The following is a 12,549-nucleotide window of genomic DNA, read 5'->3' on the forward strand; positions in this document are numbered from 1 at the left end:
TTCGACCAAATGCTACCATTTGGAACCATGGACGCCGTTTCCCGCCTGCGCGAAGCCATCCTCGACCAGCTGCGCAGCCGCCAGTGGCGGGCCGGCCACCGGTTGCCGACCGAGCGCGCGTTCAGCGAGCAGTTCGGCCTGAGCCGCAGCACCGTGCGCCGCGTGCTGACCGACTTCAAGCGCAAGCGCCTGATCACGCAGACGGTGGGCAGCGGCACCTATGTGTCCGAGCAGGTGCACGAAGCGCTGAGCGCGCTGTCACCGCCGCCGCCGGCGCTGGCGGTGAGCCCGGCCGAGCTGATGAACGCGCGCCTGCTGCTCGAGCCGGCGCTGATCGACGCGGCCATCGGCAACGCCACCGCGGCCGACTTCCAGCGCATGGACGAGTGCAATGCCCAGGCCGAGGCGGCCACCACGCTGGAAGACTTCGAGCACTGGGACGCCGCGCTGCACGAGGCCATTGCGCTGGCCGCGCACAACGGCTTCGTGATGGCGGTGTTCCGCCTGATCAACGAGGTGCGCTCGCAGGCCGAATGGGGCGTGCTCAAGCGCCGCAGCGCCACGCCCGAGCGCCGCCGCGAGTACCAGGAAGAGCACCGCGCGCTGGTACAGGCGCTGAAGGAGCGCGATGCCGAGCGCGCCCGCGCGCTGTGCCGCGCGCACCTGATTCACGTTCGTACCAACATGCTCGGCTCCTGATCGGCGCTACAGTCGCGAGGCACGGGCCAAGGATTGCCAATCAGGCCCAATCTGCCAGGAGACAGGCATGCGGCCAACCGAGGCGTGGCAGGAAGCAACGAGGGCGCGCAGGCGCTGGCTGGCGCAGGCCGGCCGCTGGGTGCTGCTGGCGGCCAGCGCGGCCGCGCTGCCGGTGCCGGCCTGGGCACAGGCCGCGTCGCCGGGGGCTGATGCCTGGCCGCAGCGGGCCATCCGCATCATCGTGCCCTTCGCGCCCGGCGGCTCGGCCGACGTCTTCGGCCGCGTCGTCGCGCAGAAGCTGCAGGAAGCGCTGGGCCAGAACGTGGTCATCGACAACCGCCCCGGCGGCGGTTCGCTGATCGGCACCGACGCGGTGGCCAAGGCGCCAGCCGACGGCTACACGCTGCTGCTGATGTCGAACACCCACACGGTGAACGAGTCGCTGATCCCGAACAAGCCCTTCGTGCTGCTGCGCGACTTCACGCCGGTGGCGCCGATCAGCGCCTCGGACCTGGTGCTGGTGACCAAGGCCGCGCTGCCGGTCAACAGCCTGGCCGAGCTGATCAAGGCCGCGAAGGCCAGGCCGGACGGCATGTCCTATGCCTCGTCCGGCCCCGGCACGCCGTACCACATGGCCGGCGAGCTGTTCAAGGCGATGGCCGGCGTCGCCATCGTGCACGTGCCGTACAAGGGCAGCGCCGGCGCGCGCACCGATGTGCTGGGCGGCCAGCTGGAGATGATGTTCGACGCGGTGCCGACGATGGCCGAGCACATCCGCGCCGGCCGCGTGAAGGGCCTGGCCACCACCGGCCGCCAGCGCTCCACCGTGTTGCCCGACCTGCCGACCATGGCCGAGGCCGGCCTGCCGGGCTACGAGGCCACCTTGTGGCTGGGCCTGATGGCGCCGAGGGGCACGCCGGCGGCGGTGGTGCAGCGGCTCAATGTCGAGGTGGCGAAGATCACGTCGAACGCCGAGATCCGCCGCGCCTGGGGCGTGCAGGGCACGGTGCCGATGACGATGAACGTCGAGGACTTCACGCGTTATCTCGAGGCCGACATCGCCAAGTGGGCGCAGATCGTCAAGATCTCCGGCGCCAAGCCGGAGTGAGTCCGCGATGGACGCTCCTGGCCATCCGCTGAACCTGCTGTGCGCCGGCGCCGCGCAGGGGCTGGTGAAGGCGCTGGAGCCGCGCTGGCAGGCCGAGACCGGCGCAATGCTGAACGCGCGCTTCGGTGCGGTGGGCGCGCTCACGGAGATGCTGGCCGCCGGCGAGCCCTGCGACGTGATGGTGGTGACCGATGCCATGGTCGACACGCTGGCCACCGCCGGCCGGCTCGACGGCGCGACGCGGCGGCCGCTCGGCCGCGTGCGCACCGGCATCGCGGTGCGCAGCGGGCAGGACCGGCCGGACGTCCGCACGCCCGAGGCGCTGGCCGCGGCGCTGCGCGCGGCCGACGCGATCCACTTTCCCGACCCGGTGCGCTCGACCGCCGGCATCCACTTCGCCGGCGTGCTGCGCGAGCTGGGCCTGCACGAGGCACTGGCCGCTCACTTTGTCACCCATCCCAACGGCGCCACCGCGATGCGCGCGCTGGCCGCCTCCACCGCGCGGCAGCCGATCGGCTGCACGCAGGTGACCGAGATCCTGTACACCCCCGGCGTGCTGCTGGTCGGGCCGCTGCCCGACGCGTTCGAGCTGGCCACCACCTACACCGCCGCGGTCAGCCGCCGCGCGCTGGATGCCGAGCTGGCCGAGCGCTTCGTGACCTTGCTGACCGGCAGCGCCACGCTTGCGCTGCGCCGCGTCGGCGGATTCGAGGACTGACTACAGCCGCCGCCACGACACCGACTGCAGGCCCCAGCCTTCGGCCGTGCGCAGCAGCGTGTCGATCTCGTGCCGGATGTCCGGCGTCTCGAAGGCTGCCACCGCGCTGAGCACCACGTAGCCACGCTCGTTGCGGGTCTCGCTCAAGGCCCGCAGCTCGGCCCGACGCGCCAGCAGCACGGCTTCGAGCTTCTCGCGCACCGCGGCCGACTGCGCGGGCTGGCACTCGAAGTCGAAGCACAGCTGCTCGGTCAGGCTGTCGCTCAGGCCCATGCGCAGGTTCAGCTGCCGCGCCACCTTGCGCAGCACCGAGTTGGCCAGCACCAGCAGCACCGCCGCGCAGCTGGCCTCGAGCAGCCGGCCCAGCCCGCACAGCGTGCCCAGCGCCGCACAGCACCACAACGTGGCCGCGGTGTTGATGCCGCGCATCTGCGCCCCGTCGCGGAACAGCAGCCCGCCACCGATGAAGCCGACGCCGACGACGATCTGGCCGGCCATGCGGATCGGCTCGACGAAGCCGCTGGCATCGGCAGAGGCGCTCATGAACAGCGCCGCGCCCATCGACACCAGCGCATTGGTCTTCAGGTCGACCAGCCGCCGGTGCCACTGGCGCTCCAGGCCGACCAGCGAGCCCAGCGCCAGCGCCACCAGGATGCGCGGCAGGAAGGGCGCGAACTCGGGCGTGCTCATCGTCGCGACGACGCGGGCGACGCCGGCGCCTCAGGCCGGCACGGCCACCCGCAATTGCTCGGGCGACAGGTACTGGCGGCGGAATTCCTCGAACGGCAGCCGGTCGGCGGCCTCGATCGCGCGCTGGTCCAGCACCGACTGCTCGGCCATGCGGCGCAGGCGCGCGGCCACGGCGTCTTCGTACGGCAGGCCCAGCAGGTGGGCCTTGGTGGCCTGCGACTGCGCGCCGATGAAGCCGATGTGCGAGCCCTCGAAATCGCGCTGCATCGCCGCCAGCACGCGGGCCGACGGCGCGCTGTCCGGCTGGTCGAGCCGCCCGGCGGCTACGCGCAGCGCCTCGCGGTGGGCCTCGCCGCCGTGGGCGCGGTCCAGCGCGGCGGCGATCGGTGCGCACTCGGCCAGCAGTTCGCGGCCCCAGTCGAGCAGCGTGATCTCCTGGCCGCCGCGCTCGAGCATCAAGCCCGGCTGGCGGCCATGTTCGGCGGCGCGGTGCTGGTTGCGCGCCAGCGCGGCAATCTCGGCCGGTGTGTCCGGCGGGCTGTCGCTGAGCAGGCAGTGCAGCAGGAACACATCCAGCAGGCGCATGGTCTGCGCGTTGATGCCCACCGGCTCGAACGGGTCGAGGTCCATGCAGCGCACCTCGACGTACTCGACGCCGCGCTCGCGCAGCGCATGCAGCGGCCGCTCGCCCTTGCGGATCACCCGCTTCGGGCGGATGGTGCCGTAGAACTCGTTCTCGATCTGCAGCAGGCTGGTGGCCAGCTGGTTGTATTCGCCGCCGGGGTTGCGCACGCCCAGCGTCTCGTAGGCCGGATAGGGCCGCGTCATCGCGTCCTGCAGCGAGGCCGCATAGCTTTCCAGGCTGTTGTAGCTGACCGAGAGCGAAGCCTGCGCATCGCTCTGGTAGCCCAGCCGCCCCATGCGCAGCGAGGTGGCATGCGGCAGGTACAGCGTGTGCGCCGACAGCGGCTGCAGCCGGTGCGGCCGACCTTCGACGAAGCTCGAACACACCGCCGGCGAGGCGCCGGTCAGGTACAGCAGCAGGAACGAATGGCGGCGGAAGTTGCGGATGAGCCCGAAATACTGCTCGCTGGACACGCCCGGCAGCGACCAGTTGTAGTGGATGCCCGAGATGGTCTGCATGCGCCGGCCGTAGCGGTGGCCCAGGCCCATGCGGTAGACGCTCTTGGCGCGGCCGACGTTCGAGGTGCCGTAGCGCCCGATCGGGATGTTCTCGTCCGAGGGCAGACCGCAGGGCATGCTGCCGACCCACAGCATCTCGTCGCCGATGGCGCGGTAGACGTACTGGTGGATCTGCGTCAGCTCGGCCTGCGTGGCCTCGGGCGTGGCGTGCACGCCGGTGATGAATTCCAGCTGCGATTCGCTGAAATCGGTGGTGATGTGCGGGTTTTCCAGCGCCGACCCCAGCGCGGCCGGGTGCGGCGTCATCGCCAGTTCGCCGTGGGCGTCGGCACGCAGGCTTTCCTTCTCGACACCGCGCCGGATGCCCTTGAGCCTGTCGAGCGCCAGCGCGCCCAGTGCGTTGTTCAGGCCCATGGTGTGCCTCGTGGTCTTGTCGTGGGCCGGAAAGGTACCACGGGCGCCGGCAACGCTGGGTCAGCAAGGCTTAACGGCCTTGTGCTAAGGGACAGCCGGCCGCAACCGCCGGTGTTGGCACCCGCTAACGCTTGAGCTTGAGCAGGCTGGCCACGATGGTCGCCACGCCCTGCTGCACCTCGACGAAGCTGTCCAGCTCCCGGCCCACCAGCAGCGAGCCGACCCAGTTGTTGTCCACCAGCGCCTGGCGCCACTGCGGCGTGTCGGTGGCGGCCAGCACCAGCTTGCGCAGGGCGTCCTTCTGCGCCGGCGCCAGCGCGGCCGAGGCGAACACGCCGCGCCAGTTGCTCAGTTCGGTCTCGACGCCCTGCTCGTGCAGCGAGGCAATGCCGAACAGCTTGCGGCGCGAGGACACTGCCAGCGGCAGCACGCGCCGCTCCTCGATCGCGGTCTTGAATTCGCTGTAGCCCGAGATGGCCACGCGGGCCCGGCCCGAGGCCAGCGCCTCCAGCGCCTCCTTGCCGCTGCTGGTGGGCAGGTAGTGCATCGCGCCGGCATCCTGGCCCAGCACGCGCAGCACCATCGCCGCCAGCATGTGGTCGACGCCGCCGGCCGAGCCGCCGGTGAAGCCGACGGCCGCCACGTCACGCTTGAGCAGCCGCACCAGGTCGTCGAGCGTGGCGATGCCCTGGCCGGGCGCGACGCACAGCACCGGGTAGTCGGCGGTCAGGCGCGCCAGCGGCACCAGCTGCTTCATCGCCTCGGGCTTCTGGTCGAGCGCCAGCGCGCCGACCATCACGAAGCCGCTGATGAACAGCGCGTTGGGCTGCGTCGCGCGGCGCTGCACGAAGTCGGCCAGGCCCAGCGTGCCGCCCTTGCCGCCCTTGTTCTCGTAGGCGATGTCCTTGACCAGGCCGGCGCCCTGCAGCGCGGCGCCGAGTGCGCGGCCGGTCTGGTCCCAGCCGCCGCCGGCACCGGCGGGGATGACGATGTCCAGCTGCGGCAGCGGCGCGGCCCGGGCCGCGGCGGCCGTTGCGGCCCAGCCCGGGTGCGTCGTGCCGCCCGCTGCGGCGGCCACGGCCGCCGACAACCATGTCCTTCTGCTCAGCATCGCCCTCGTCTCCTGCGCCACTGCGGCAGGGGCCATGGTCGGGAGGCGGGCTGTCAATCGGCTGTCGCGGGCTTACGGGTAAACGCCTGCTGCCGCCGGCGCGGGCGGCGGCGGCGTGCAGCCCGTCACGCCGCTTCGGCGGTGCGGAACACGTGCACCATCAGCGCCAGGCCGCGGGCCTGCTCGCTCATCGCCTTGGCCGCGGCGCTGGACTGCTCCACCAGCGCGGCGTTCTGCTGCGTCATGTCGTCGAGCTGGGCCACCGCGGTGTTCACCTCGCCCAGGCCGTCGCGCTGCTGCGCGGTGGACTGCGTGATCTGCGCCATGGTCTGGTTGACCCGGGCGATGGCGGCGACGATCTCGTCCATCGTGCTGCCGGCGGTGGACACCAGCTGCGCGCCCGATTCCACTGTGCCGAGCGAAGCGCCGATCAGCGTCTTGATCTCGCGTGCCGCCTTCGCGCTGTTCTGCGCCAGGCTGCGCACCTCGCCGGCCACCACCGCGAAGCCGCGGCCCTGCTCGCCGGCGCGCGCGGCCTCGACCGCGGCATTGAGCGCCAGGATGTTGGTCTGGAACGCGATGCCGTCGATCACGCCGATGATGTCGGCGATCTTCTTCGAGGTGGCGGCGATCTCGTTCATGTTGGCCACCACGTCGCCCACCACGCGGCCGCCGCGCTGCGCGGCCTCGGTGGCGCCGCGCGCCAGCTGGTCGGCGGCCAGCGCCGCGTCGGCCGACTGCTGCACAGTCTGCGTCAGCCCGGCCATCGCGCCGGCGGTGCGCTGCAGGTAGGCCGCGGCACGCTCGGTGCGGTCGGACAGGTCCTGGCTGCCGCTGGCGATTTCCTGCGAGGTGTTGACCACGCCGTCGCTGGTGTGCAGCACCTTGCCCACCAGCGAGGCCAGCGCGGCCGACATCTCGTGCAGCGCACGCTGCAGGTCGCCGAATTCGTCGTGGCGGTCCACCGCCACCTGCTCGGTCAGGTCGCCGCTGGCAATGCGCTGCGCCACCTGCACCGCCTGGCGCAGCGGCCGGTGGATCGAGCGGATCAGCAGCTTGGCGCCGCCGGCGATCGCCGCCAGCAGCACGAACAGGCCGATGCCGGTGGCTTTGAGCACCTGGTCGCGCTCGGCGGTGAAGCGCTGCTGCAGCTGCTCGGCGTCGGCCCGCTGCATCGCGGCGTAGGCCTGCACCGACTTCAGGTAGGCCTGCGCCGCGGGGTTGAAGCGCTTGTCGAACTCGGCCTTGGCCATCTGCATGTCGCCGGCCTCGGCAAAGCGCATGGCTTCCTTCTGCGCTTCGAGCAGCGCGGCCCGCTCGCGGTCGAGCTGGCCCACCAGCGCCTTCTCGGCGTCGCGCTGCGGCATGCGGCCGATGGCCTCGCGGATCTTGTCGATGCGGCCGAAGGCCTGCGCGATCGGCGCCTTGAAGGCTTCGATCAGCTCCGGGTTGTAGCCCAGCGTCGAGCCGGTCATGCGGGCCACCGTGGTCTCGGTGAGGCTCGCCCACTCGGTGGCGCCGCGCACCTTGGCGTCGCTCAGCCCCAGCTCGGCGGCGCCGCGCTGCTGCACCTCGGTCACGCGCCAGGCGGCCAGGCCGAACAGCGTCACCAGCGCCAGCATCAGCAGGCCCACCGCGCACCACAGGCGCGTTCCGAGGCTGATGGTCGATCGCAAGGCAGTCATCGTGGTGTCTCCCAGGTCCGGCAGTCGAAAGTCTGTCGGCTGTCTATCGGCCATTCGCGCGCCGGCTTGATGCGGCGCACGGCGGGGCGGTCCGGCGCGGCGCGCCGGACTGGGCACAACGCCGCGCCGAAAAGCCCGAGTTGGCGTCGAAGCCACTATCAATTTCCGCATTTCGGGTTGGCGGCGGCGCTCAGAATGCAGGCGTCCCGCGTCTTCTGCGCGTGCGGCCCCTGCGGCGCACGCGCGCCTGCCATGAACAAGCCCGGCCGGGTTCCCAGTCGCCTGCTGCTCGAATCGCTGCTGATCGTCGCCGCGGTCGAAGCCGGCCTGCTGGCGCTGCTGCCCTGGCTGGCGCCGCTGCTGCCGGACCGCCAGCGCGGCATGGCGCATGTGCTGGCGCTGCTGCTGCTGGCCGCGCCGGCGCTGTACTGGCGCGCGATGGAGGCGGTGCGCGAAGCCTACCGGCAGCCGGCCGCCGCCAGCGGTTTCGGCACCGGCGCACGCGCGGCCGCCCGCCACGACCAGCGCCGCCGCCGCGCGATCGCGATGACGGCCACCGCGCAGATGGTCGGCATCGGCCTGACCGCGCTGATCGTCAGCTACCTGAAGCAGCAGATCGACGACGACCTGCGCCAGCGCTTCGAGCGCCAGACCGAGCGCCTGGAAACCGAGCTGCAGCGGCGCCTGAACCTGCCCGCCCTGGGGCTGAAGGGCGCGGCCGCCGCCTATGCCGCGGGGATGACGGTGCCGCACGCGCAGTTCGAGCGCTACGTGGCGCTGCGCAACCCGACCGTGTCCTTTCCCGGCACGCGTGCCTTCGGCGTGATCCGGCGCGTGCCGCGGGCCGGGCTGCCGGCCTTCCTGGCCGCGGTGCGCGCCGACGGGGCGCCCGGCTACACGCTGCGCGGCGACAGCGGCACCGACGCGCTGTACCTGGTGCAGCAGATCGAGCCGCGGGCGCCCAACGCCGACAGCCTGGGCCAGGACCTCGGGGCCGATGCCGGCATGCGCCGGGCCATCGAGCAGGCGCAGGCCAGCGGCGAGGTGACGCTGGCCCGCCACCCCGGCATCGTGCAGGGCACGCAACGCCTGCCCGGCTTCGTGCTGCTGGCGCCGGTGCCCGGCGCCGACACGCTGCTGTTCGCGCCGATGGCCGTGCGCGAGCTGTTCAGCGGCGTGGCCAGCGCCGCCGCCGACGGCGCGCTGGACTTCCAGCTCTTCGACGGCGACGGCTCGCGCCCCGAGCAGCTGGTGTTCGACACCCGCGACGCGGACGCCGCCGCGCGCGCCGGCGACCTGCACGGCGTGCGCACGCTGGTGTTCGGCGGACGGCCGCTCACCTTGCACGTCATGCCCGCGGCCGGCTTCGAGGCCTCGGTCGACCAGCGGCCGCTGCTGGTCACCGCGCTGGGCGGTGCGCTGCTGAGCGTGCTGCTGGCGCTGGTGGTGTGGGCGCTGGCCTCCGGCCGCATCCGCGCGCAGACGCTGGCCGAGCGCATGACCGCCGACCTCGAGCGCCTGGCGCAGGTGGTGCGCCACACCTCGAATGCGGTGACCATCACCGACCCGCAGCTGCGCATCACCTGGATCAACGAGGGCTTCACCCGCATCAGCGGCTACGACGCCGAGGCCGCGCTGGGCCGCACGCCGGGCGCGCTGCTCGCCAGCGGCAAGGCCGACCCGGCGGTGCTGCAGCAGCTGGCCGACGCCGCCGCGGCCGGCCGGCCCTGCCGCGTGGAAGTGCTCAACCGCAGGCGCGACGGCCGCGAATACTGGGTCGACACCGAGATCCAGCCGCTGCACGACGACCAGGGCCGGCTCACCGGTTTCATGGAGATCGGCAGCGACATCACCGAAAAGCGCCGCGCCAGCGAGCAGCTGGCGGCCGCCACCGAGCAGCTGCAGCGCCAGCACCGCCGGCTCGACGCCATCCTGCGCGGCACCCGCGCCGGCACCTGGGAGTGGAACCCGCAGACCGACGCGGTGCTGGTCAACGAGCGCTGGCTCGAGCTGATCGGCCACGAGGCCGACAGCTTCGGCCCGGTGACGCTGGCCGCCTGGCGCGACACGGTGCACCCCGAAGACCTGCCGGCGGCAGCGCATGCGCTGCGGGACCACCTGGCCGGCGGGCGCGACTTCTACGAATGCGAGCTGCGCCTGCGCCACCGCCAGGGCGGCTGGGTGTGGGTGCAGGTCAGCGGCCGCATCGCCACCCGCACGCCGGACGGCCGGCCCGAATGGGTGGCCGGCATCCACCTCGACATCAGCGCGCGCAAGCAGGCCGAGGCCGGGCTGCGCGACCAGGAACACCTGATGCGGCTGGTGACCGACAACATGCCGGGCCGCATCGCCTACTGGGACGAGCAGCTCGCGCTGCGCTTCGGCAACCAGGCCTTCTTCGCGCACTTCGGGCCCGCCGAGCGCCTGCTGGGCCAGCCGGCGGTGGCGGTGCTGGGCGAGGAACGCTTCCGCGGCGGCGCGCTGCTGACCGCGGTGATGGCGCGTGCGGCCTGCAGCATCGAACGCGAGGAGACCGGCCCCGATGGCCGCCCGGTGCAGACGCTGACGCACATGATCCCCGACATGCGCGAGGGCGCGATCCACGGCTACGTGGCGCTCACCCTGGACGTCAGCTCGCTCAAGCGCGCCGAGGCCGAGCTGCGCCACAGCATGGCGCTGATGCGCTCGATCGTCGACAACCTGCCCTGCGCCTTGAGCGTGTTCGACGGCGACCTGCAGCTGCGCGTGCACAACCAGCAGTTCCGCACCTTGCTGGGCCTGCCCGACCACCTGTTCGCGCCGCCGCAGGTCAGCTTCGAAAGCATCATCCGCCACAACGCCGAGCAGGGCGAGTACGGCCCCGGCGATGTCGACGAGATCGTCGCGCGCATCCTGGCGCGCGCCCGCCAGCCGGCACCGCACCAGATCGAGCGCGTGCGCGCCAACGGCAGCACGCTGGACATCCGCGGCGCGCCCATGCCCGAAGGCGGCTTCGTCACCACCTACACCGACATCAGCGACCGCCGCCACGCCGAGGAACGCCTGCGCGAGACCAACCAGGAACTGACGCTGGCACGCGACCGGGCCGAGCAGGCCAGCGTGGCCAAGAGCCAGTTCCTGGCCAACATGAGCCACGAGATCCGCACGCCGATGAACGCGGTGCTGGGCATGCTCAAGCTGCTGCAGCACACCGCGCTCGACGGCCGGCAGCACGACTACGCGGCCAAGGCCGAGGGCGCCGCGCGCGCGCTGCTCGGGCTGCTGAACGACATCCTGGACTTCTCCAAGGTCGAAGCCGGCAAGCTGGCGCTGGACCCGCGGCCGTTCCGGCTGCAGCGGCTGATGGACGAGCTGGACGTGATCCTGCGCGCCAACCTCGACGCCAAGCCGGTGGCGCTGACGCTGCGGCTGGACCCGGCGCTGCCGGCGGTGGTGGTGGGCGACGACCTGCGGCTGCAGCAGATCCTGGTCAACCTGGCCGGCAACGCCATCAAGTTCACGCAGGAGGGCGAGGTCGCCGTCGAGCTGCAGCTGCTGGCGCACGAAACACGCGGCAGTGGCGGCGCACCGGGCGACCGGGTGCGCCTGGGCATCACGGTGCGCGACACCGGCATCGGCATCGCGCCCGAGCAGCAGCAGCACATCTTCGACGCCTTCGCGCAGGCCGAGGCCTCGACCACGCGCCGCTTCGGCGGCACCGGGCTGGGTCTGTCGATCTGCCAGCGACTGGTGTCGCTGATGGGCGGGCGCATCGCGCTGCAGAGCACGCCGGGCCAGGGCAGCTGCTTCAGCTTCGAGCTCGGGCTGCCGGTTGGCGACGAGCAGGACCTGCCGCTGCACGACACCGCCGCAGCGGCCGGCGCCCCCGCCGGCGCGCGCCTGAGCGGCCTGCGCCTGCTGGTGGTGGAAGACAACGCCAACAACCAGCAGGTGGCCCAGGAACTGCTGGAGGCCGAGGGCGCCACGGTGCGCCTGGCGGCCGACGGCCTGCAGGGCGTGGCCGCGGTGGTCGGTGCCGAGCCGCCGTTCGACGCGGTGCTGATGGACGTGCAGATGCCGGTGATGGACGGCTACACCGCCGCCGGCCGCATCCGCGCGCTGCCCGGCCGCGGCGGGCTGCCGATCATCGCGATGACCGCCAATGCGATGCCCAGCGACCGCGCCGCCAGCCTCGAGGCCGGCATGGACGACCATGTCGGCAAGCCCTTCGACCTGGACGCGCTGGTGGCCACCCTGCTGCGCCTGCTGCGCCCCGGCGCATTGCCCCAGCCCGGCGGCACGGCCCCGGCCGCGGCCAGCACGGCCGGCCCCGAGTTGCCGGCCACGCTGCTGGCGCGCGCCCGCGCCCACCGGCTCGACCTGGCCAGTGCGCTGCGCCGGCTGGGCGGCCGCAGCAGCGTGTGGCTGCGCAGCGCACAGTCCTTCGTGGCCGAACTGCCGCTGATCGGCCAGCGCTTCGGCCAGCTGCTGGCCCAGGGCCGTGCGGTCGATGCGGCGGCGCAGATGCACACGCTCAAGGGCGTGGCCGCCACGCTGGGGGCCGTGCCGCTGGCCGAACAGGCGGCCCAGGCCGAGGCCGGGCTGCGCCGGGCCGCCAGCGCCGGCATCGCGCCCGACCCCGCGCTGGCCGGTCAGCTGGCAGATGCGATCGCGCAGGCCCTGGACGGCTTCGACGACCTGATCGGCGACCTGCAGGCGCTGCAGCCCGCGGCCGCGGCGCCCGCCGCGCGCGACCCGGCGGCGCTGCGCGCCCTGCTGCCGCCGCTGCTGCAGCTGCTGCAGGCCTCGGACATGGCCGCCACCGATGCCTTTGCCGCGCTGCAGGCCGCGCACGAGGAAGCGTGGGCCGACGCGCTGCAGCCGCTGGCCGAGGCGATGTCGGCGCTGGATTTCGAACGCGCCGCGCAGTGCTGCGAGCAGCTGGCCCAGGCGCTGGGCGCGCCGGCCGCGGCCACCGCGATGGCGGCATCGTGACGATCGG

Annotated in this window: 8 protein-coding genes; 4 read left to right on the forward strand and 4 right to left on the reverse strand. The window is 72.8% G+C overall.

What is annotated here, in order from left to right:
• Window positions 1-27 precede the first annotated feature (27 nt).
• The 3 genes from ACILR4_RS16700 to ACILR4_RS16710 all read left to right on the forward strand — a co-directional run bounded on the left by ACILR4_RS16700 (window position 28) and on the right by ACILR4_RS16710 (window position 2,525).
• The gene (locus tag ACILR4_RS16700; protein ID WP_395701987.1) at window positions 28-699 is read left to right on the forward strand and encodes a FadR/GntR family transcriptional regulator; all 672 of its coding nucleotides are present in this window, start codon (window positions 28-30) and stop codon (window positions 697-699) included.
• A 67-nt stretch (window positions 700-766) separates the two neighbouring features.
• Complete coding sequence (locus tag ACILR4_RS16705) at window positions 767-1,807, forward strand: tripartite tricarboxylate transporter substrate binding protein (RefSeq protein ID WP_395701988.1); 1,041 nt, start codon at window positions 767-769, stop codon at window positions 1,805-1,807.
• 7 nt (window positions 1,808-1,814) lie between these two features.
• Window positions 1,815-2,525, forward strand: a complete 711-nt coding sequence (locus ACILR4_RS16710; protein WP_395701989.1) for a molybdate ABC transporter substrate-binding protein — start codon at window positions 1,815-1,817, stop codon at window positions 2,523-2,525.
• Here ACILR4_RS16710 and ACILR4_RS16715 read toward each other — a convergent pair whose 3' ends face one another.
• The 4 genes from ACILR4_RS16715 to ACILR4_RS16730 form a co-directional block, all read right to left on the reverse strand.
• Window positions 2,526-3,215, reverse strand: coding sequence for an MgtC/SapB family protein (locus tag ACILR4_RS16715; protein ID WP_395701990.1), 690 nt, complete (start codon window positions 3,213-3,215; stop codon window positions 2,526-2,528).
• A gap of 30 nt (window positions 3,216-3,245) precedes the next feature.
• Window positions 3,246-4,772, reverse strand: coding sequence for a glutamate--cysteine ligase (gshA, locus tag ACILR4_RS16720; RefSeq protein ID WP_395701991.1), 1,527 nt, complete (start codon window positions 4,770-4,772; stop codon window positions 3,246-3,248).
• Window positions 4,773-4,896: 124 nt separating this feature from the next.
• Window positions 4,897-5,919 carry a Bug family tripartite tricarboxylate transporter substrate binding protein gene (locus ACILR4_RS16725; protein WP_395701992.1) on the reverse strand — a complete coding sequence of 341 codons (1,023 nt, stop codon included), beginning with the start codon at window positions 5,917-5,919 and terminating at the stop codon, window positions 4,897-4,899.
• A gap of 89 nt (window positions 5,920-6,008) precedes the next feature.
• Window positions 6,009-7,568: a methyl-accepting chemotaxis protein gene (locus ACILR4_RS16730; protein ID WP_395701993.1), complete on the reverse strand. Its 1,560-nt coding sequence runs from the start codon at window positions 7,566-7,568 to the stop codon at window positions 6,009-6,011.
• Between the two features lie 252 nt (window positions 7,569-7,820).
• Between ACILR4_RS16730 and ACILR4_RS16735 the strand changes: the two genes are divergently transcribed.
• Complete coding sequence (locus tag ACILR4_RS16735; protein WP_395701994.1) at window positions 7,821-12,542, forward strand: PAS-domain containing protein; 4,722 nt, start codon at window positions 7,821-7,823, stop codon at window positions 12,540-12,542.
• The last annotated feature ends 7 nt before the right edge of the window (window positions 12,543-12,549 follow it).

Source organism: Aquabacterium sp., from assembly GCF_044226965.1.
Classification (GTDB): Bacteria; Pseudomonadota; Gammaproteobacteria; order Burkholderiales; family Burkholderiaceae_C; genus Pseudaquabacterium.